Source organism: Streptomyces sp. NPDC002817 (assembly GCF_053592055.1).
In genome coordinates, this window is record NZ_JBSFUY010000003.1 from 373813 (window position 1) to 394700 (window position 20888).

At 72.4% G+C, this 20888-nt stretch carries 17 protein-coding genes; 9 read left to right on the forward strand and 8 right to left on the reverse strand.

What is annotated here, in order from left to right; translation table 11 throughout:
* Positions 1-37: 37 nt before the first annotated feature.
* Positions 38-2116 carry a PhoX family protein gene (locus tag ACWD3I_RS07750; protein WP_365393656.1) on the forward strand — a complete coding sequence of 693 codons (2079 nt, stop codon included), beginning with the start codon at positions 38-40 and terminating at the stop codon, positions 2114-2116.
* 22 nt (positions 2117-2138) lie between these two features.
* On the opposite strand, the gene ACWD3I_RS07755 is transcribed toward ACWD3I_RS07750, so the two are convergent.
* Positions 2139-3065 carry a LysR family transcriptional regulator gene (locus ACWD3I_RS07755; protein WP_267015395.1) on the reverse strand — a complete coding sequence of 309 codons (927 nt, stop codon included), beginning with the start codon at positions 3063-3065 and terminating at the stop codon, positions 2139-2141.
* Positions 3066-3237: 172 nt separating this feature from the next.
* Here ACWD3I_RS07755 and snpA point away from each other — a divergent pair, with 172 nt between their 5' ends.
* On the forward strand, positions 3238-3876 hold the full coding sequence (snpA, locus tag ACWD3I_RS07760; RefSeq protein WP_365393658.1) for a snapalysin: 639 nt from the start codon (positions 3238-3240) through the stop codon (positions 3874-3876).
* A gap of 72 nt (positions 3877-3948) precedes the next feature.
* On the opposite strand, the gene ACWD3I_RS07765 is transcribed toward snpA, so the two are convergent.
* The 3 genes from ACWD3I_RS07765 to ACWD3I_RS07775 all read right to left on the reverse strand — a co-directional run bounded on the left by ACWD3I_RS07765 (position 3949) and on the right by ACWD3I_RS07775 (position 7674).
* Positions 3949-5877, reverse strand: coding sequence for an FUSC family protein (locus tag ACWD3I_RS07765; RefSeq protein WP_365393660.1), 1929 nt, complete (start codon positions 5875-5877; stop codon positions 3949-3951).
* A gap of 53 nt (positions 5878-5930) precedes the next feature.
* Positions 5931-6851 (reverse strand): endonuclease/exonuclease/phosphatase family protein, encoded by a 921-nt coding sequence (locus ACWD3I_RS07770; RefSeq protein WP_365393712.1) that lies wholly within the window; start codon positions 6849-6851, stop codon positions 5931-5933.
* A 76-nt stretch (positions 6852-6927) separates the two neighbouring features.
* Positions 6928-7674: an alpha/beta fold hydrolase gene (locus ACWD3I_RS07775; RefSeq protein ID WP_365393662.1), complete on the reverse strand. Its 747-nt coding sequence runs from the start codon at positions 7672-7674 to the stop codon at positions 6928-6930.
* A 114-nt stretch (positions 7675-7788) separates the two neighbouring features.
* Between ACWD3I_RS07775 and ACWD3I_RS07780 the strand changes: the two genes are divergently transcribed.
* Positions 7789-9117 carry an aminotransferase-like domain-containing protein gene (locus tag ACWD3I_RS07780; RefSeq protein ID WP_365393664.1) on the forward strand — a complete coding sequence of 443 codons (1329 nt, stop codon included), beginning with the start codon at positions 7789-7791 and terminating at the stop codon, positions 9115-9117.
* Here ACWD3I_RS07780 and ACWD3I_RS07785 read toward each other — a convergent pair.
* Positions 9032-9562, reverse strand: coding sequence for a hypothetical protein (locus tag ACWD3I_RS07785; protein ID WP_365393666.1), 531 nt, complete (start codon positions 9560-9562; stop codon positions 9032-9034). The genes ACWD3I_RS07780 and ACWD3I_RS07785 overlap by 86 nt on opposite strands.
* Before the next feature lie 142 nt (positions 9563-9704).
* Between ACWD3I_RS07785 and ACWD3I_RS07790 the strand changes: the two genes are divergently transcribed.
* Positions 9705-10250, forward strand: coding sequence for an SH3 domain-containing protein (locus ACWD3I_RS07790; protein WP_365393668.1), 546 nt, complete (start codon positions 9705-9707; stop codon positions 10248-10250).
* Between the two features lie 61 nt (positions 10251-10311).
* Here ACWD3I_RS07790 and ACWD3I_RS07795 read toward each other — a convergent pair whose 3' ends face one another.
* Entirely contained in the window at positions 10312-10785 is a 474-nt protein-coding gene (locus tag ACWD3I_RS07795) for a hypothetical protein (RefSeq protein WP_365393670.1), read from the reverse strand.
* Positions 10786-10923: 138 nt separating this feature from the next.
* Here ACWD3I_RS07795 and ACWD3I_RS07800 point away from each other — a divergent pair, with 138 nt between their 5' ends.
* Both ACWD3I_RS07800 and ACWD3I_RS07805 read left to right on the forward strand, forming a co-directional pair.
* Positions 10924-12084, forward strand: a complete 1161-nt coding sequence (locus ACWD3I_RS07800) for a PP2C family protein-serine/threonine phosphatase (protein WP_365393672.1) — start codon at positions 10924-10926, stop codon at positions 12082-12084.
* 69 nt (positions 12085-12153) lie between these two features.
* Positions 12154-13212 carry a serine/threonine-protein kinase gene (locus ACWD3I_RS07805; RefSeq protein ID WP_365393674.1) on the forward strand — a complete coding sequence of 353 codons (1059 nt, stop codon included), beginning with the start codon at positions 12154-12156 and terminating at the stop codon, positions 13210-13212.
* Here ACWD3I_RS07805 and ACWD3I_RS07810 read toward each other — a convergent pair.
* Positions 13202-15163, reverse strand: coding sequence for an NHL repeat-containing protein (locus ACWD3I_RS07810; RefSeq protein WP_365393676.1), 1962 nt, complete (start codon positions 15161-15163; stop codon positions 13202-13204). The two genes, ACWD3I_RS07805 and ACWD3I_RS07810, sit on opposite strands and share 11 nt — an antisense overlap.
* Before the next feature lie 186 nt (positions 15164-15349).
* Between ACWD3I_RS07810 and ACWD3I_RS07815 the strand changes: the two genes are divergently transcribed.
* Genes ACWD3I_RS07815 through ACWD3I_RS07825 form a run of 3 tightly spaced genes read left to right on the forward strand, consistent with a single transcriptional unit; the run spans position 15350 to position 19654 of the window.
* Positions 15350-15715 carry an effector-associated constant component EACC1 gene (locus ACWD3I_RS07815; RefSeq protein WP_365393678.1) on the forward strand — a complete coding sequence of 122 codons (366 nt, stop codon included), beginning with the start codon at positions 15350-15352 and terminating at the stop codon, positions 15713-15715.
* 4 nt (positions 15716-15719) lie between these two features.
* Entirely contained in the window at positions 15720-18290 is a 2571-nt protein-coding gene (locus ACWD3I_RS07820) for a vWA domain-containing protein (RefSeq protein ID WP_365393680.1), read from the forward strand.
* The gene (locus ACWD3I_RS07825) at positions 18290-19654 is read left to right on the forward strand and encodes an extracellular solute-binding protein (RefSeq protein ID WP_365393682.1); all 1365 of its coding nucleotides are present in this window, start codon (positions 18290-18292) and stop codon (positions 19652-19654) included. The genes ACWD3I_RS07820 and ACWD3I_RS07825 overlap by 1 nt, the downstream gene beginning before the upstream one ends.
* Here the strand turns inward: ACWD3I_RS07825 and ACWD3I_RS07830 are convergent.
* Positions 19643-20884, reverse strand: a complete 1242-nt coding sequence (locus ACWD3I_RS07830; protein ID WP_365393684.1) for an amidohydrolase — start codon at positions 20882-20884, stop codon at positions 19643-19645. The genes ACWD3I_RS07825 and ACWD3I_RS07830 overlap by 12 nt on opposite strands.
* Between the last annotated feature and the right edge of the window lie 4 nt (positions 20885-20888).

Consider the following 20888-nt stretch of genomic DNA (forward strand, 5'->3'; position numbering starts at 1 on the left):
TCAAGGGGATTCCATGGGGAAGCAAGGGGAACACAAAATGCGCAAACTGCTGCCGTTGATCAGAACGTCGTCGTCCGACGCACACCCGGGCGGCCGCTCCGCCCTGACCTGCCTGTACCGGTGCGGCAACGCCTGCTTCCACGAGGCGCCCAACACCAGCGCCAACGAGTACGTCGGCGACGTCATCGCCGGTGCCGTCAGCCGGCGGTCGATCATGCAGGCCGCCGCCGTCGTGACGGTCGCCGCGGCCGCCGGTTCCGCCACCGTCGTCGGCGCACCCCAGGCCCACGCCGCGGACGCCACCGACGCGACCGCAGCCTCGTACAAGCCCGGCCACGGCAAGGCCGCCCGCGGGCTCCGGTTCACCCCGGTCGCGCCCAACACCGCCGACCAGGTCACCGTCCCGGACGGCTACGCCCAGAACGTCGTCGTCCGCTGGGGCGAGCCCATCCTGCGCGGTGCGCCCGCCTTCGACCCGGAGAACCAGAGCGCCGCCGCCCAGGCCGGACAGTTCGGGTACAACAACGACTATCTGACCCTGCTCCCGCTGGGCCACGGCAAGCAGCTCCTCGTCGCCAACCACGAGTACACCGACGAGGTGCTCATGTTCCGCGGCTACGACGCCGCCAACCCCACCCGCGAGCAGGTCGAGATCGCCTGGGCGGCGCACGGGCTGTCCGCCGTCGTCGTCGAGGAGAGCCGCAAGACCGGCAAGCTGACCGTCGTACCCCGCCATCCCCTCAACCGCCGTGTCACGGCCACCACCGAGTTCCGGCTCACCGGCCCGGCCGCCGGCTCCGACCTCCTGAAGACCTCCGCCGACCCGACGGGTACGAAGGTCCTCGGGACGCTCAACAACTGCTCGGGCGGTACGACCCCCTGGGGCACGAGCCTGCACGGCGAGGAGAACTTCAACCAGTACTTCGCCAACAGCGGCCGGGCCACCGACAAGCGGTACGGCATCGGGACGGGCGCGACCGAGCGCAAGTGGGAGCGTTTCGACAAGCGGTTCGACGTCGCCCAGGAGCCCAACGAGGCCCACCGGTTCGGCTACGTCGTCGAGTTCGACCCGTACGACCCGACCTCCACGCCCCGCAAGCACACCGCCGTCGGCCGCTTCAAGCACGAAGGCGCCACCATCCGGCTCACCGACGACGGGCGCCCCGTCGTCTACTCCGGTGACGACGAGCGCTTCGACTACTTCTACAAGTTCGTCAGCAGCAAGCGCATGAAGAGGGGGACGGGCCGCGCCGTCCGCGAGCACAATCTCTCGCTGCTCGACGAGGGCACGCTCTACGTCGCCAAGCTCACCGGCGACTCCCCCGCCATCGAGATCGACGGCACCGGCAAGCTGCCCTCCGACGGCGAGTTCGACGGCAGCGGCGAGTGGATACCGCTGGCCACCGCGACCGCCAAGGGCGCCGTCTCGCACGTCGACGGCATGAGCGCCGACGAGGTCTTCGTCTTCACCCGCCTCGCCGGTGACAAGGTCGGCGCGACCAAGATGGACCGGCCCGAGGACATCGAGCCGAACCCGCACACCGGCAAGGTGTACGTCGCCCTCACCAACAACACCAACCGCGGTGTCGGCAGCAACGCCCCGGCGGACGAGGCCAACCCGCGCAATGCCAACAAGCACGGTCAGATCCTGGAGCTGACCGAGCGCTGGAACCGGCCGGAGAGCACGAAGTTCGCCTGGCTGCTGTTCCTCGTCGCCGGTGACCCGAACGACCCGGCCACCTACTTCGCCGGTTTCCCCAAGGACCGCGTCAGCCCCATCTCCTGCCCGGACAACGTCGCCTTCGACCCGCACGGCAACCTGTGGATCTCCACCGACGGCGCCCAGCTCGGCTACCACGACGGCCTCTTCGGCGTCGCTACCAAGGGCGACCGGCGCGGTGAGCTCAAGCAGTTCCTGACCATGCCGATCGGCGCCGAGACCTGCGGCCCGATCGTCCAGGACCGCCGTGTCCTGGTCGCCGTCCAGCACCCGGGCGAGATCAGCGGGGCGACGGTGGAGAACCCGGCGAGCGTCTGGCCCGACGGGCCGGGCCGGATCGTCCGCCCGGCGGTCGTGGCGGTGTGGCGCAAGGACGGCGACGACATCGGCGTCTGAGCGAGATCTGCCCGAGCGAGGTCTAGCGGGTGGCCGGGACGGCGCGTTCCAGCCACTCCCGGTACGCCGGCGCCTGCCGGGCCGCCTCCCAGTAGGCCTCCTCCAGCGCGGGGCGCACCCCGTCCAGGTCCGTCTCCGTGCGGGCCGCGAGCAGCAGCCGTACGCCGAGCGGGTCGCCCCGCAGCCGGCGTACGGCCATCTCGGGGCGGGGCAGACAGGACGGCTGGCAGACGGTGACGACCTCGCCGGTGGCGACCAGGGCGGCGGCCGTGTGGTAATCGCCGTGCAGGACCCGGGGGTTGAGCCCGGCGGCACGGAACATGCGGTGTACGGCGTCCCATTCGCCGTCGACGGTGGGGTCGATCATCCACCGGTCCTGGGCCAGGTCGGCGAGGTCGACGACGGGCTTGGCGGTGGCGGGGTGATCGGCGGGCAGGGACACGAACTGCGGCTCCCGCTCGACGAGCACGCGCAGCCGCAAGCCCTCCGGTATCCGCAGGGGACACCCCTCCACCTCGTGCACGAAGGCGACGTCGAGCTGTCCGTCGGCGACCATGCGCAGCAGGGCGTTGGGCGAGACGTCCATGTGGAGGGTGGGCTCCTGGCCGCGCGCTCTGAGTCTTCGCAGCCAGCCAGAGAGGGCTCTGCTCGCGGTGGACCCGACCCGCAACTGCGGCCCGCCCACGGCGGCGGCCCGTGCCTCGGTGACCAGGGATCGCATCTCGGCCACGAGCGGCCGGGCGCGACTGAGTACCAGCCGCCCGAGCGGGGTGGGCCGGCACCCGGTCCGTTCCCGTCTGAACAGCGCCCCGCCCAGCTCCTGTTCGATGCGTCTGAGCTGGGTGCTCAACGAGGGCTGCGCGACACCCAGTTGACGGGCGGCGCGGTGCAGACTGCCGGTGTCGGCTATGGCGCACAGCGCGCGAAGGTGCCTCACCTCGAGCTCCATGCCCTGGAAGACTAAAGCGGGCGCACAGGTTCCACCAGACGCACAAACCGCCGCCGACGCACGCGAATCGGGGCCCTGATAGCCCCGCCCTATCCCCGATTGCCATCATCACAGCGGGCGCACAGCACCCGAGACTCACATCGACGACTCACCCCCCACCAAGGAGTCTTCGATGCGCAAGTCCTTCATCACGGCCGCAGTAGGCCTGAGTCTGGCAATGCCACTCCTGGGCACGGCGGTTCCCGCCGCCGCGGCGGCCCCCGCAGCCGGCTACACGTCCACCACGTCCACCGACGCCAACGAGGCCTTCTTCCAGGCGGTCCTGAAGTCGGTGGCGGAGAAGCGCGCCGCGAACCCGACGAGCACGGCGGCCGTGACGGTCGTCTACGACGCGTCCCGCGCACCCACGTTCAGCGCGCAGATAGCCTCCAGCACCCAGATATGGAACAGCGCGGTCTCGAACGTGAAGCTCCAGTCCGGCTCGGCCGCCTCCGCAGACTTCTCCTACCGCGAGGGCAACGACTCCCGAGGCTCCTTCGCCTCCACGGACGGTCACGGCAGCGGCTACATCTTCCTCGACTACCGGCAGAACCAGCAGTACAACTCCACCCGCGTGACAGCACACGAGACCGGCCACGTCCTCGGCCTCCCCGACCACTACTCGGGCCCCTGCAGCGAGCTGATGTCCGGCGGCGGCCCCGGCACGTCCTGCACCAACGCCCAGCCGAACGCGACCGAGCGCTCCCGGGTGAACCAACTCTGGGCGAACGGCCTCGCCGCGGCCATGGACAAGGCACTCCAGAAGAACTGACCCCACCCCCCACCCGGTGCGGCCGCCCTCCTGCACAGGGCGGCCGCACCCATTCGTCGATACGGCGTGGTGTCAGTGCGGCGACGCGATCGCCCGGGCCGCCGCCACCTCCTGACGCAACGGCTCCAGCACGCTCCCCGCCGGCCCGGTCAGGTCGGTGCGGACGGTGTAGAGCGTCTCGGCTTCCCGTACGCCCTGCGCCAATTCCCGGAGTTGCAGGACCACTTGGGCCACCTCGGCGTCCGACGGCAGGGCGGCCCCGTGCTTGGTGCGCACCCTCGCGGCGGTCGTCGCGTCGACGATGCGTTCCACGGCGACGACCAGCGGCCACCATGCCGCCGCCCGGCGTCCCGTCGGCGGCGGCTCGGTCAGGGCGCGCTGGAACTCCGTGCGGATGACCGACAGGTCGCGGTACAGGCGGCGGCGCATACGGGCGCGGGCCGGTGGGTCCACGGCCTGCTCGCCGAAGGCGCACTCCACGTAGCGCGCGGTGTCCGCCACCGCGTCCGCCAGCCGGTCGCCGACCCTGGTGTGCCAGCTCTCCGGCCAGAGCAGATAGCCCGCGACCAGGGCGATCGCGCAGCCCATCAGCGAGTCCACCAGGCGGGGCAGGAGCAGACCGGTGCCCTGGTGGTTCAGCACGTCCGAGAGCAGCAGGATCACGGGGGTGATCGCCGCCGTCTGGTAGCCGTATCCGCGAGGTGTCAGCGCCGGGATCAGCGGGGCCAGGACCAGCATCACCGGTACGTCCCACCAGCCCCGCGGCACCTGCGACAGGACGGCGGCGGCGATCACCAGGCCCGCCACCGTGCCCAACGCCCGCAGCAGCGCCCGCGAGAAGACCGAGCCGAAGTCCGGCTTCAGGACGAAGGTGATGGTCAGCGCCACCCAGTACGAGCGGGGCACCGGGATGATCGAGACCAGCACCTGGGCCACGCCGATGCAGAGCGCCAGGCGCAGACCGTAGCGCCAGGAGGCCGCCGAGAGGGCCACGTTGCGGGTGGCCCGCGCGGCGCGGGTGCGCAACGCGGCCGGGCGGCCGAGGCGGTCGGCGATGGCACGGGGGTCCACGTCGGGGGCCGCGACGACCTCGGCCGCGTGGCGCAGGGCGTGACCGACGGCGCGGGTCGTCTCGTTCACGGCCACCGGCAGCTGAAGCCCTATGGGGCCCGTGTAGCCCGTCTCCACCGCCTGGGCGAGGTGACGTACCGCCTCCGGGACCTCCGACGGGAGCGGTTTTCCCGTCAGATGGGCCGCGGGGGCCGCCTCCACCACGGGGGTGATCGCGTTCAACTGGGCGAGGAGGCGGGTGAGTTCGGGGCTGCGGCCGTGGTGGCGGGCGCGGCGCGCGAGGACGAGGTCGTACGACTGGTTCAGGGACTGCGTGACGGCCTGGCGGGCCTCGGCGTAGTCCGGAGTGCCGCACGCCGTCAGCAGGTCGGCCACGGTCCGGTACGTCCCGGCCACCGCCGCCCGCTCCGGCACCCCGGAGCGCAGCGGCCAGGCCAGCAGGGCGAGGACGAGGACGAGGAGGCCACCACCCGTCATCAGCGCCGGCGCCAGCCACCACGGGCCCGGCATGGGCAGCCCCGCGCCCACCACGGAGTTCAGCAACAGCAGCAGACCCGACACCGAGGCGACCGCGCCGATCGTCGAGATCATTCCGGACACGAGGGCCACGCCCGTGACCACCGCCACCGCCAGCCATCCTTGGCCGTACACCAGCGACCCCAGCGTCACCCCCACGGCGCCGAACAGCTGCGGGATCGCGATGTTGAGGATCCGCATCCGGTACGCGTCGGCGGTGTCGCCGATCACGCCGGAGAGGGCGCCCATGGAGGCGAGGGCGCCGTACTCCGGCTCGCCCGCCGCCAGTCCGACGGCCAGCGGCAGGGCCATCGCGATGGCCGCGCGCGCCACGGCCGCCCAGTTGACGGGTGTCGGCTGGGTCTGGAGGTTCCGGACCAGCCAGTCGGGCGGTGTGAGGCCGATGCGGGACATGCGCCTATTACACGTCATCCCCGCACGTCACTCCCGCACTTCATTGCCGCACTTCACTGCCGTGCGTGCAGCGTGATCCTCACCAGCAGGGCCCGGTGGTCGGTGTCGGCCAGATCCAGGAAGCGGGCCGTCTCCGCCGAGAAGTCCGAGGACAGCAGGACGTGGTCGATCTGCGCCCCGAGCGTCGGCGCGGTCCGGGCCGGCCAGCTCGGTGCGCGGTCGTCGCCGGCGAGCCGGGCGGCGTCGCGCAGCCCGGTGTCGAGGATGCGGCGGAAGGCGGCGTGGTCCTGGGAGGCGTTGAAGTCGCCCGCCAGCAGGGTCGTCCCGCCCGTCTGCTCCGCCGCGAAGTCCCGCAGTGCGCCCAGCTCACGCCGCCACACGTCCACCTGCCCGGGCAGCGGCGGCATCGGGTGCGCGAGCTGAAGCCGTACGGCATGCCCGCGCACATCGGCGACGGCCCCGGGCATCCCCATCGTGCCGGGGATCGGATCGGTGGCCTTCAGCGGAAAGCGGCTGAGGACGACGGACCCCGCGGAGCCGCCGCCCTCGACGGCCTGCCGGTGCGGATAGGCGCCGCCCAGGGTCCGCTTCAGCTCGGCGTCGCAGACGTACTCACACTCCTGCACGAACACCAGGTCCGGCTTCTCCCGCCGTACGGCGTCGATCAGCGCCCCGGTGGCCTGCCCGAACTCCACGTTCGAGGTCAGCACCCGGAAGGAGGCGACCGCGGGCCCGCCCGGCTCGGTGCTCTTGCCGTACGGCTCGATGAACCAGGCCAGCAGCCCGAGCAGGACGACACTCCACACCACGCCGGGCCACCAGCGGGCGAGCAGCACGAGGGCGAGGCCGACCGCGGTGGGCGCCACCAGCCAGGGCAGGAAGGCGAGGAACTGGGGGACGGGCGTGATCCCGTCGACGTCGGCGAGCCGGCACCCCATGACGACACTGACGACGACGAACAGCACGGCGGCCATCCGGATGCCGAACTTCTGTCGTGCTCGGCGTTCTCGTCGTACGGGCCGTTCCTCGGGGCTGCTCACCGCTCCGAGCCTATGAGGACGCGTCCACCTTCGCCAGGAACGCCCCCAACGCCTCGTTGAACTCCGCCGGCCGCTCCAGGTTCGGCATATGGGCGGCGCCCTCGATCACCCGCAGCTGCGAGGAGGGCAGTGCCGCGTGCATCGCCTCCGCGTCGGCGACGGGGGTGTACTCGTCGTCCGTCCCCACGACGACCAGGGCGGGGACCGTGACCCGGGTGAGCAGGCCGCGGTAGTCGGGACGGCCGGCGCGGGCGCGCAGGGCCGCCGCGGCGCCCTGCGGGGAGGTGGCCGTCATCATGCGGTGGACGTGGGTCTTCACCTCGGCATCCGCGTACGGGGCGACCATCTTCGCCAGGACCTCGTCGGCGTAGCCCCGCATGCCCTCGCGGAGCAGGCGGTCCGCCATGGCGTGCCGGACCTCGACGCCCTCGGGTGTCTCCGGCGCCGGGAACGTGTCGGCGAGGACCAGCCCCCGGACGCGTTCGGGGAACTGGCGGTAGCAGTCCATGACGATCTGACCGCCCATGGAGAGGCCGGCCAGCACGCACGCCTGCACGTCCAGCTCGTCCAGCAGCTCCCGGATGTCCTGGGCGAACTGCTCGAAGCGCGTGACCTCGGGGCCTCGCGGTGCGGTGCCGTAGCCGCGCAGGTCGGGGGTGATCACCTGACGGTCGGCGGAGAAGGCCGCGCGCTGCGGGTTCCACATCGTGTGGTCGAAGGGGTGGCCGTGGACCAGGACCAAAGGGACTGTTGCCATGACGTCGACCCTAGGTCGCCCCAACTCCTCGGTGCAATAAGATCTTTGCCCTCGGTGCAATCGTGGGAACGCGAAGAGCAGTGACGCAAGAGCAGTGACACAAGAGGGGGACCCGTGGACGACTACCGGCGCATCGCCGACCGACTCGCCGACGACATCGCCACCGGACGGCTCAAACCTGGTGAACGACTGCCGCCGCAACGGCAGTTCGCCCGGCGGCGCGGGATCGCCGGGTCGACGGCGGGGCGGGTGTACGGCGAACTCGTACGGCGGGGACTGGTGGTGGGGGAGGTCGGACGCGGCACCTTCGTGCGGGCCGCCCCGGCCGGACCCGCAGGGCGGGCGCTGACCGAGCAGGCGACCCGGGCGCCCGTGAACATGGAGCTCAACTACCCTTCCGCGCCGGGCCAGTCGGAGCTCCTCGCCCCCGTCCTCGAGCCCCTGCTGCGCCCCGACGTCCTCGCCGAGGCGCTCCTCCCGGCCGCCGCCACCGGCACCGCGGCGGCGCGCGAGGCGGCGGCCGCACTCCTCGCGACCCCCGGCTGGCACCCCGACCCGGCCCAGGTGCTGTTCACCGGCAACGCCCGCCAGGCCATCGCCGCCACCCTCGCCTCCCTGGTCCGGCCGGGCGGCCGGGTGGGGGTGGAGTCGCTGACGTATCCCCTGGTGAAGGAGATCGCCGCGAGGCTGGGCATCACCCTGGTTCCGCTGGCCGTGGACGAGGACGGACCGCTGCCGCAGGCCATCGCCGCCGCCCATCGCACGGCCCCGCTGTCCGCGCTCTACCTCCAGCCGACGCTGCACAACCCCACGTCCCTGACGATGAGTTGGGACCGGCGCCGCGAGATCGCGCTCACCGTGGCCGACCTGAACCTCCCGGTCGTCGAGGACCGCATCTGGTCCTTCCTCCACCCGCACGCCCCCGACCCCCTCGCCGTCCACGCGCCCGGTCTCACCCACGTCGTCGACAGCCTGTCCAAGCGGGTCGCGCCGGGGCTCACCGTCGGCTTCGTCGTCGTACCGCGCGACCGCCGCCACGCCGTGGCCGCCGCGATCCGCTCCGGCGGGTGGAGCGCGGGACGGTTCGCGCTGGAGGCGGCCGTACGGCTCGTCGGGGCGGGGGTCGTCCAGCGGTTGGTGGAGGCCAAGCGGGCGGACGCGGCCGAGCGGCAGCGGCTCGTCGCCCAGGAGCTCGACGGGTTCGTCGTAAGGGCTCATCCGCAGGTCTACTACGCCTGGTGGGAGCTGCCCGCGCCGTGGCGTGCCGACACCTTCACGGCCGCCGCCGCGGCGCTAGGGATCGCCGTGACGCCGGGGCCCGCCTTCGCCGTCGACCCGAACCGGACGCCGGACGCGGTCAGGCTCGGGCTCGCGTCGGCCGCACCGCGGGATCTGGAACGGGCGCTGCGGACGCTCGCCGGTGTCGTGCGCAAACGGCCGTGAGCCAGGTGGCGCAGGCCGCGGTGAGGCCGAGGGCGACCAGCAGCCAGGAGACCGTGCGCAGGGTGGCGGTGAGGGCGTCGTAGATGGCGCCGGCGGCCGGGCGACGGGTCTCGTGCAGGTCGGAGAGGGTCAGATGGCGGCCGAGCGCCACCGCGAGGCCCAGGAACGCGCCGCCCAGCGCTGTGCCCAGCGAGGTCGCCGTGACCGCGCGGCGGCGGCAGGCGGCGACCGTGATACCGGCGGCGGCGAGGACCAGCGCGGTGACGGGGAGCCAGAATCCGGCGACCTCGAACGGCACATAGGGGTCGGCGAGTTGATGCCTGAGCCGGGGGAGCTCGGCATTCCTTCCGTAGGTCGCCCAGGCCGCGAGCACCCCGAACGGCACGAGCAGACAGGCCAGGGCGATCAGGGCGGCCGAGACGGCGTTGCGGAGGGGTGGGCGCACGGTTCCAGGCAAGGGGGGCGGGGGCGGGTGCGCGACCGGGGTGACTGCATATGGCCGCATGACGACACCCCCGGCCGAGCTCTCCGGTGGAGGGTTCACCCGAACGGGTGTTTCCTGGATCTGGGGAGAAGGAGGCCGATCTATGCGCACCACTCCGGCCCTGCGGACCCTGGCCGCGGCCCTGCTCACCGGCGGCACCCTGGCCGTCGCGGCAGCGGGCACCCCGGCAGCGGCCGCCGCCCCGCCGACTTACGCCGACGGGCATGGCGGCGGCGGATCCGGCGGTCCGATCTGGGGCACCATCGTCTCCGGCGTCGACCTCAATGTGAGAGCCGCGCCCACCACTCACTCGCCCGTCGTCACCCAGCTCTCGCCGTGGAGCCAGGATCGCGTGGACTGCAAGGTCCAGGGGCAGCGAGTCAACGGCAATCCGTACTGGTACTGGCTCGAAGGCGCCCAGGGCTGGGCCAGTGCCGCCTTCGTCGACACCGGCGGTCGCTCGGTGCCGAGCTGTGCCGATCCGTGTCCCGAGTGGAAGGACGGGGCCTGGAGGAACTGGGACGACCCGTACGAGAACGACTCGTGGAGCGCGTCGGGGTCCGGATCCTGGACTGTCTCCGGCTCGTGGAGCTGGAGCGTCACCGGGTCCTCGGCGGACGCCTGGGACATCTTCCCGGGCGGTGGGTGAGAGAGGGAGACGAAGGGGCCCGGCAGCGGCTGCCGGGCCCCTTTGCCCAGGTCGTCCAGGGTCAGCGCAGACGGTTTCCCGCCCCGTCCTCGCGCGTGTAGTAGCGGTAGAAGAACACGCCGAAGACGCCCGCCGTGACCACCAGTCCCAGGACCGCGGACCGCAGCACGCTCTCGCCGGTCTGGCTGTACAGGAAACCGACCGCGGCGCCCGCGAAGCCGGACTTCACCAGAGAGTGCAGCTCGCGCTTGAGCAGCGGCGCGAACGTCGCCACCGCGATGCACAGCACGATGAACGCGAGCGCGGTCACGAAGCCGAACAGGATGTTCCAGCCGGTGATCTCACCGCCGCCGCGGCGGTTGGCCGCGGCCCAGTAGCCGTAGACCAGGCCGAGGACGACGGGGATCCCGTACCGCGCCACCCTGTGGACCTGCTCGCTGAAGACATCAGGTGTTCCGCGGGTCTCCCCCAGCCTTCGGCCGGGGGGACCCCCATATCGCTTCGCTCCGCCGGACGCGGGTGCCGCATGAGCCATGAGAGGACTCCTCTCTCTCGCCCCCGGATTGCCCCCGGATTCCAGAGCACACCTGGGAGGAGCCCCTGGCAAGTCGGCGGAACGCGGTATTCGGCGCCCGGATGGCGACTGCGGATACCCCGTGCTTCGCTGAACGGCATGAAGCGCGACGTCCGCAGCCGCGGTGAGCTGCTGCGGGTCCGCGGCCGCAGCGTCGCCTGGGTGCCGCCGCTGCTGATGCTCATCGGCATCACGGTGATCGACTTCAACTCGGCCGGCGAGTTCCGGATGATCAGCTGGGTCGTGCTGGTGCCCGGTATCGCCGCCGCGATCTGCGGGGTGTGGGGCACAGCGGTCTTCGCCGTGCTCGCGCTGCTGGACTATCTCCTCGCGGACACCTCGTACCCGAACCAGTACCAGAGCGGACTGCCCGACTTCATCCTCGTCGGCATCGGCGGCGTCCTCGCCGTGCTGGCCTGTGCGGTCCGGGTGCGCGGTGAGCGGCTGATGCTGCACATGCGGGACGTCGCCGACACCACACGCCGCACGGTGCTGCGCCCCCTGCCCGCGGACTGGGGCGGCCTGGAGCACGCGGCGGTCTATCTCGCCTCCGACGTCGAGGCCCGGGTCGGCGGCGACTTCTACGACATCCAGCCCGGTCCGCACGGCACCCGGGTCCTCGTCGGCGACGTCCAGGGCAAGGGCCTCGCCGCGGTGGAGGCGGCCGCCGCGTTGCTCGGTACGTTCCGCGAGGCCGGGTACCACGAGGCGGACCTGACGACGGTCGCGGACCGGCTGGAGGTACGGATGGTGCGGCACCGCCGCCACATCAAGGCTCTGGGCCGCGGCGACGGCGACGGCAACCGCTTCGCCACGGCGGTGCTGCTCGGCTTCCCCGACGACGACACCGGCGTGGTCGACGCCGTCGTCTTCGGCCACGAACCCCCGCTGGTCGTCGGCCCCGCCGGGGTACGGCACCTGCCGCCCGGCGAGGCCCTCCCGCTCGGACTCGGTGAATTCGCCACCGGCGGCCCGCCCCCGGTGCTGCGGGTGCCCCTGGCGCCCGGCGAGACCCTGCTGCTGACGACGGACGGCGTGACCGAGGCCCGTGACTCCGGCGGCCTCTTCTACCCGCTCGCCGCCGAGGTCACCGACGCCGTCGCCACCGATCCGCGCATCGCCGAACCGCACCGTCTGGTCGCCTTCGTCCGCGACGGCACCCTGCGGCACTGCGGGGGACGGCTGGCCGACGACACGACGGTGTTCGCGGTACGGCGGCCGGTGGGCAGTCCGTCAGGAAAGGGACGTTTGCAGTCCTGAGGTCCACCTTTGCAGCCGCAGCGGTTACGGTGCTGCCGTACGTGATCGACGGGGGATGGGGAGGGACCGATGCCCGGAACCGTGCTGCTGCTGGCCGCCGCACCGGCGGGCAAGGGGTGTTTGGTCGACGCGGCCTCCGTGCTCCCCGTCCTCGCCGCCGTACCGCCCGCCGTCCTGTCCGGCACGGACACGGCCAACGTGGTCGAGCTCGCGGACCCGTTGGAGCCGCAGGCGGTCCTGACGCGGCTGCGTGCCGCCGCGGCGGCCCCCGGCCCGCTCACCGTGTTCCTCACCGGCCAGCTCCAGTTGGACCGCCGCCAGCACCTGCCCCACCTCGCGCTGGCCCGCACCACCCCCTCGACGGTCCGCTACACCGCCTTCCCCTGGCACTGGTTCCGGGAGGAGCTGCGGCTGCGCCCGGCCGGCGCGACGGCCTTCGTCCTCGATCTGCACGCCGACCCGGAGACCTGGGAGTGGCTGCGGGCCAACCCCCTGGACACGGGCCGCAACAACGCCGTCTACGGCCGGATCGCACCGCCGCCGTCCCGGCGCACGGTGTCGACGCCCGCGTACATGAAGGCCGTGGCGACGATCCTGCGCAGTGGGCACCGGCCCCCGCTGGAGCAGTTGCACCAGCAGGCGCTGACCCGGACCCCGCAGGAGGGCGTGGGGTACGTCCTGAGCGCGCAGGGGCCCACGGCGGGCGACCCGCACGTGCTGATCTCGGCCGCCGTCGCGGCCCGGCGGCACGGGGACGCCGACTCACTGGCCGCGCACCATGAGCTGACCGCCGTACGCGCGCACGGGCCGGCCTCCGAGGAGGCGCTGCACTGGACCGAGGTCCGGGCGGATCTGGCGATGTTCGCCGGGGACCCGGCGCGCAGCTGCCGGGCCTGGCTGTCCGTGGCCACCGCGCGGCTGGCCGCCGGGCAGGCCCCGGACGCGCCCGCCGTGGAGGCCGCCGCCGACCGGGCCCACCATCAGTGGGGGCGGATCGACGACCCGGCGCGGGCCCGGGAACTAGGGCCCGCGCTGGCCGGCCTGAGGGCGCGGGTGCCAGGACGCCGCGAGGGCGCCCTGGACCATGTGCACAGGCAGCTGGGCCGCCTTCAGACGATCAGCTCGTGAAGATGAAGTACTTCCACGCGCCGTGCGTCGTCGAGTTCACGGTGTCGCCCGACGAGGAGTTGATGTACGAGGAGCGGACGCGCATCCGGTAGCCCGTCTCGTGCTCACCGGTGAGCTCCACCTTCGAGATGCCCGCGGAACCGAGCGCGAAGTACTCCGAGCCGAGGTCGTACCACGTGCCGTCGTAGTAGAACTCGAACTCCATCCGCTGCTTGCGGCCCGGGTACGCCGTCATCGTGGTCGTGAACACCGGGTTCTTGGACTTCTTGAAGTAGTAGTAGGTGTGACCCCACGTGTACTTCGTCTTGTAGTGCTTGCTGACGGCCGTCGACACCTTCACCTTGGCGCCGACCGTGCTCGACACCGTCTTCGGCGCGTACCGGGAGTCGCCCAGGAACTTCGCCGTGACCTTGGTGTCCCGCTTCAGGTCGAGGGTGACGGACAGGTTGCCGCTGGAGTTGACCGTGGCGGACTTCACCAGCTTGTTGGCCTTGTCCCCGCCGAACGGGTCGGCCCAGATCTCCACCTTGCGGTTCTTGTACGTCGTACCGAGGTGCGCGGTGAACTTGACGTCCTTGCCGTACGAGTAGACCTTGCCGTTGTTGTTCAGCGTCAGGGTCGGCTTGGCACGGGAGACCTCGACGGTGTCGGAGGCGGACACCGCGGTGTGCTCGGCGTCGCCCGCGTACGTCACCGTGTACTTGACCTTGCTGCCGGCCGGCGGCTTGTCCGTGAAGGAGTACTTGCCGCCCGTGCCGAGGGTCTTGGTGCCCAGCGACTTGCCGTTCGGGGAGTCCAGGTCGGTGCGCGTGACGGTGATCGGCGTACCGGCGGGCAGCGCCAGCGTGGAGGTGAGCTTGCCGGTGACGGTGAGGGTCTTGGCGCGCTCCGCGGTGGCGGGGGCGCTGACCGTCAGGGTGCCGACGTACTTGCGGGGCTCGGTGACCGCGTGGAACTGGGTCGTGTAGTAGGTGTCGGTCATCACGAACAGCCGGGAGCCGTCCGCCGACCAGGCCGTCGAGTGACCGCCCCACGGCATCCAGTCGTGCGACAGGTTGCGCACGCTGGCGGGCTTGGCCGCGTCCGTCGGGAAGACGTAGGTGTCGCCCTTGTCGTCGGTGTCCAGGACGGTGGCCGCGACCGTGCCGTCCGGGGCGACCGAGACCGTCTCGGGCTGGTCGGCGACGGGGTAGGTGCGCACCACCGACAGGTCGGAGAGCCGGTACTCGGTCAGTGCCCGGGTGCCGGGACCGGCCACGACGACGTTCTGCCCGTCCGCGGTCAGCGCCGCGTCCTTGTAGAAGCCGCCCTTGTCCTCGGTCACCCGGATCGTCGGGGTGGCCGTGGAGACGTCGTAGACGACGATCGGGCCGGAACTGATGCCCGCGTCGAGGGCGAGGAGCGTGCCCGGGTTGTCGGGGTCGGCGTAGAGCTTGGGCGGGGACGCGAAGTCGTGGGCGCCCGCCAGATCGAGGGTGACCGTCGGGGTCTCGGCGGTCAGGTCGAGGACGCCGAGCCCGGAGTCCCACTGGTCGCCGTAGCCGAACCACAGCCTGCCGTCGGCGTAGGCGAGCCGGGAGGGGATCGTCCTGTCGCCCGTCGGGTACTCGGCGGTCCGGGTGAGCGTCGCGGTGTCGAACGCGACGATCTTGTCGGCGCCGTAGAGCGCGGCGTACAACGTGCCGGAGTCCGGGCTCAGTTCCAGGTCCAGGACCTGCGACAGGCCGGTGAGCTTGGTGAGGACCCGGCCGGTGGTGTCGGTGACGACGATCTGGTTCAGATACCGGTCGCTGATGTAGATCCGCTGGTGGACGTCGTCCACGACGGTGTCGTACGGCTCGTCGACCGCGACGGACCTGACGGTGTCGGCGACGGCGGGCGTGGCGGCGAGCGCCGCCGAGCTGAGGAGGACCGCCAGTGCGGTGGCGGTCGTAAGGGTGCGTCTGCGCACGCTGATCTCGAACCCCCCGGAACGAAAACGTGAAGGAGTGCCACAGACGGCCGGCCCCTTTGTGTGGGGCCTGTGCTCCGCGTGTGGCGAGTGAGCGAAGAGTAAGTCATGCCACTGACAACGTCGGCACAGGGGTCTCGTACTAACCCTCCCGTGCACACAACTCCGCTGCCATGATGGTGAGTTATGGCTGAGGGGGATGGAGTGGCCGACCAAGGCATACGCGTACGGCTGGACGGGACCGCGAGCGAGAGCGACATCGACGCCCTGCGCAAGTGGCTGGAGCGGGAGCAGCGGCTCGACGAGCGGGTGCGGGCCGGCGAGCTGCAGATCCTGGAGCGGCCGCGGACCGACGAGTCCGGCGCGCCGATGGGCATCGGCATGGACATCGTCGTGGCGATGGCGGGCGGCGCCGGGGCCGCGCTCTTCAAGGAGCTGCTGGAGTACGTCAAACGATCCGTGGAGGAGTGGCGGGACGTCCGCCGGGGCGTGGAGAACGGGGATCCGCCCACGGGCCGCGTCGACATCGTGGACCTCCACGACGACAGGTAGGCCGGTGACCCGCTTCGACCCGCGAGGACGGGCCAACCGGGCGCTGCTGGTGGGTGTCTCCGAGTACGAGTTCACGGAGCCGCCGCACGGGGTGCCCGGCGACCTGCCGGCCGTCAAGCACGACGTGAACCGGCTGCGGGACGCGCTGCTGCGTGGCCGGGTGTTCGACGAGCACGACGTCGTCGTCTCCCGCTCGCCGTCCCAGGACGAGTTCAACCGGGCCCTGCACACCGCCGCGGGCGAGGCCGAGGGCCTGCTCCTGCTGTACTTCGCCGGGCACGGGGCCATCCCGAGCGCGGGCGACGAGCTGTTCCTGCAGATGCACAACGCGCGCGTGGTCCCGGGGCGGCACGCGGTGTTCCCGGGCGCGGAGATGTTCACCACCGTGCTGACGGTGCTCGCGGGCAGCCCGGCCGAGCGGGTCGTGGTGATCCTCGACTGCTGCTTCGCGGGCAACGCGGCCTGGCTGTGGGAGCGGTTCGAGAGCAAGCGCCGGGTGCTGCTGCTGATGAGCGTGCAGGCCAACCACCGGGTCGACGCGGGCGATCCGGGCACACCGACGCCGTTCACCGGCGAGCTCGTACAGATCCTGGACGAGGGCGGCGAGCTGGGGTTCCGGGAGCTGTCGGACGCGTTACGGGCCCGGATGGCCGCCGACGGGTACGAGACCGTGCGGGGCGATCCGTGGGAGCCGCAGAGCAGATCCGAGCCCGACGAGGACGTCCTGCTGTCGGCCCCCGGGGTGAAGCCGCCCCCGCCGCCGCCCCCGCCGCCGCCCCCGCCACCCGTGCCGCCCCGGCGTCCCCTGACCGCCTTCCTCGCACTCCTCGGCACCTGGGCCGACACCGTCGCCGCCCGGCTGCGCCGCTCCCGACTCCCCGGCCTGCTGCACGCGGTGGGCCCCACCCGCCTCACCGCCCTGCTCGCCCTCGCCGCGATCGGTCTGGGCTCCTACGGCATCGTCGCCCTGACCTCCGACAGCGACCCCTGCGCCCCGCCCCTGGAACTGCGCGTCCTGACCGACCCCGATCTCGCGCCGACGGTCACCGCGGCGGCCGACGCGTATCTGACGTCGGACGCCAACACCACCGGCGACGGCTGCCGGCGCAGCGGGATCACCGTCTACAGCGCGGGTTCCGCCGACACGGTCGCCGCGCTCGGCCAGGACTCGGTGGCCTGGCAGGAGCCACGTGACGAGGAGTCCAACCCGCAGCGGGACGTCGGCCCGCAGCCGGATGTGTGGATCCCGGCCTCCCCCGCCGACGCCGCCCGGGTCGATGTACTCCAGGACACCGACGCCGTGGCCGAACTGGAGCCGGACGAGGAGCCCTTCGCGCACTCGCCGGTCGTGCTCGCGGTACCGGAGCGGATCGCCGCGAAGTCCCTGGGGGACCGGGTCGGCCTGTCCCTGTCCCGGATGATCGACCATCTGCGGGTGCGCGACGAGAAGGCCGCGGTACGCCGTCCCGACCCGGAGTTCGCCGACGCGGCACTGCTCGCCACGGTCGGCCTGTACACCGCGAACGCCGACGCGGCCGGCGCCGAGCAGAAGGTCGCCCAGCCGGGGCCACCCGCCCCGACTGCCGCCGACCTGCTGTGCACGCTGCCCGCCGACGACGACGTGGACAACCGTACGGCGGCCCTCGTACCGGAGTTCCTGCTGCGCAGCGGCGTCGCCTGCGAACGTACGACACGTATCCCGCGCACGGCCCAGTACCCGAACGACGTGCCCGGTGTGCAACCGACTTTCGTCCGGGTGCGCTGGGAGGGCGCCGACCGCGACGAGTCCGCGCGCGACCGGGCCGCCGGGGACTTCCGGGAGTGGCTGACCGGGGAAGGGGGGCGGGCGGTGTTCGCCGGGGACGGCTTCCGCTCCACGGACGGGGAACTGCAACCGCCGCTCGCCACCGGTGTGCTGCCCGATCCGGAACCGCTCGACGAGTCCGCGGGCGGGGGCGAGATGACGAGGGTCCTCGACCGGTACCGCGCCGCGCACGGCCCCGGCCGGGTCCTCTATCTCCTCGACAGCTCCGGTTCGATGGCCGGCCTGTGGGAGGGCCCGAGCGGTGGCCCCGGTCTGCTGAAGCAGTCCCTGGGCGGGCTCGGCGCGCAGGACGAGTACGCGGTGTGGGGCGTCTCGGGAACCTCCGGCGACCGCCCGTACGAGACCGTGCTCCCCTTCGGCCCGCACACCCGCAAGGAGGCCGAACGCGCCGTCGACACCCGCGCCGACGTCCGCGACGCCCAGGCCGACCCGCACGCCGCGCTGCTCGCCGCGCTCGACGAGATGGCGGAACGCGGCACCGCCGACGACCGCCCCCAGCTCATCGTCCACATCACCGACGGCGAGGACGACACCGCGCTGACCGCCGGCAACCTCGACGACGTCCTGACCCGCGCCCGCTCGGCGAAGATCCCGGTGGCCACGGTCTCCCTGGACTCCGCCGGCTGCGACCGCACCGAACCGGCGGCCCGTATCGCCACCGCGAGCGGCGGCCGCTGCCTGGACGCCGGCGACGACCTCGGCGCGGCCCTGACCGACGAGGTGGCCCGCACCGGAACGGGGGAGGACTGATGGGCCGAGGATCCCGACTGCTCATCGCTGCCCTGTTGCTGGCCGTCACCGCCTGCACCGGCGGCTCCGGCACCCCCGCCGCTCCCTCTCCCGACGTGGCCGGGGACATCGTGGTCGCCGGGGGGCGGGACGTGACCGGGCAGAACGGGATTAGGCAGCAGCTGATCGACGAGTGGAACGAGCAGGAGAAGAAGACGAACTCCGGGTACCGTGCCCGGCTCGTCGAGCTGCCGGGCAGCGCCGACGAGCAGCGCAGCCAGCTGCTCGGCGCCCTGCAGTCCGGCAGCGCGGTCTACGACGTCGTCAACCTCGATGTGACATGGGTACCGGAGTTCGCCGCGGCCGGGCTGATCCGCCCGCTGCCCCGGGGAGTGCTAAACCGCGATCACATCGAGTCCGTCGCGGATACGGCCCGTTGGGGCGACAAGGTGTACGCGGTGCCGTTCAACAGTGACGTCGGGCTGCTCTACTACCGCCGCGATCTGCTCGAGGCGGCCGGTGTCCAGCAGACCGACCTGAGCGCGGGCCTCGACTGGGGGCAGCTGGAGGACCTGATCGAGGAGATCGACGAGCACCCCGCCGTGGGCGCCTACCAGAAGGGCTGGACCACTCAGCTCGCCCCCTACGAGGGCCGTACCGTCAACGCGGTCGAGGCGTTCGCGTCGGCGACGGAGGACTTCCACTTCACCGGCACCGACGGCCACTACGACGCCGACATCGCCCAGCTGACCGCCGGTGTCGCCGAACTGCGCCGCCGTACCGAGTCCCCGTACACCCTCCAGGGCGCCGTCCACTCCGACGAGGCCGGCACGCTGAGCGACTTCGCCGACGGCCGCACCGCGTTCCTGCGCCACTGGCCGTACGCCTACCGCACCCTCCACCAGTCCTTCGACGAGACACAGCTGGGCGTCGCCCCGCTCCCCGGCCGGGCGGTGCTCGGCGGCCAGAACCTCGCGGTGACCGAGAGCTCGCGACGGGCGCGGAAGGCGACCGAGCTGATCAGGTACCTCACCGGCCAGGAGAGCGAACGCTGCCTGCTGGACGCGGGGTTCGCGGCGACCCGTATCTCGGCCTACACCAAGGACGTCCGCTGCCCCCTCACCCCCACGGCCCCCTCCACCTCCCCCACCGGCGAGCGGGCCGACCGCATGCCCCGCGACGGCGAGGGCCGCCCCCGCTACGCCCGCGGCATTCTGCTTCCCGCTCTCCAGGACGCGGTCCAGCGTCCGCGCACCCCGCTCTACGGAGCCTTCACCCAGACCTTCACGGCACAGCTGGGCCCGCTGCTCGGAGACAGCCCGCCGGGGGACGCGGAGTTGGCGGCCGCGCTGGACGCCGCACTGAAGAAGGCCCTACCGGACTAGGTAGCTGAGCGCGCCCGCCACCAGCGTCCGCACCCCCGGCCCCACCACTGACAGATCCGGCGCGAAGTGCGGGCTGTGGTTGCTCGGCAGCGCGTCCAGGCGGGCAAGCAGGTCGTCGCCGCCGGGCGCCGCGTCCCAGATCTCGGCCGGGGTGGTCGTCACGAACCAGTAGGCGTACGGCTGTCCGTCCGCGGCCAGCCGGGAGAAGTCCTCGCTGCCCATCGCCGGGCCGGGATCGAGCACCGTGCCCTCGCCGAACACCTCGCGGTGCACGTCGGCGACCCGGCGGTCGGTCTCCGCGTCGTTCACGGTCAACGGGTAGGACCCGCCCAGTGTCACCTCCGGCTCGCGCGGGCACCCCGCGGCCAGGCACTCGCCCTCGGCGATCCGGCGGATCGCGGCGATCATCCGGTCGCGTACCGCCTCCGACTGGGTGCGCAGGTTGAGGGAGATCCGGGCGGTGGACGGGATGATGTTGGCCGCCGTGCCCGCCTCGATCCGCCCGACCGTCAGCACCGCGGACTCGCGGGGCGCCACCTCCCGGCTCACCACGGTCTGCAGCCGGGTGACGATGTACGCCGCCGTCACCACCGGATCCACGGTCGTCTCCGGGCGCGACCCGTGCCCGCCCCGCCCGTGCACCACGATGCCGACGTCGGTGGTGGCCGACATGATCAGCCCGGGAACGTGCGGATACAGGCCCACGGGCCCCGGCACCGCATGCTGCCCGAGCAGTACGTCGGGGCGCGGCACGCGCGCGTACAGCCCGTCCGCCACCATCGCCGCCGCCCCGCCGCCGCTCTCCTCGGCGGGCTGCCCGACCACCACCAGCGTCCCGGACCAGGCGTCCCGCCCCGCCGCCAGCGCCTGGGCCGCGCCGGTCAGCCAGGTCACGTGCAGGTCGTGCCCGCAGGCGTGCATCACACCGGGGGTCCCGGAGGCGTACGGCAGTCCGGTCTCCTCCTGGACCGGCAGCGCGTCCATGTCGGCGCGCAGCAGGACCACGGGTCCGTCCCCGTTGCGCAGCACCCCGGCGACTCCGGTGCCGCCGATGCCCTCGGCGGTGTCGTACCCCGCCGTCTTCAGCCGCTCGGCGAACCGCGCGGCCGTGCGGTGTTCCTGGCCGGAGAGTTCGGGGTGGCGGTGCAGGTCCCGGTAGAGGTCCTCCAGGTCCGGGACCGGGAGGTCGGCGGTGAGGTCCAGCGCGGTACGGGCGGCGGTGGAGGTCATGGAG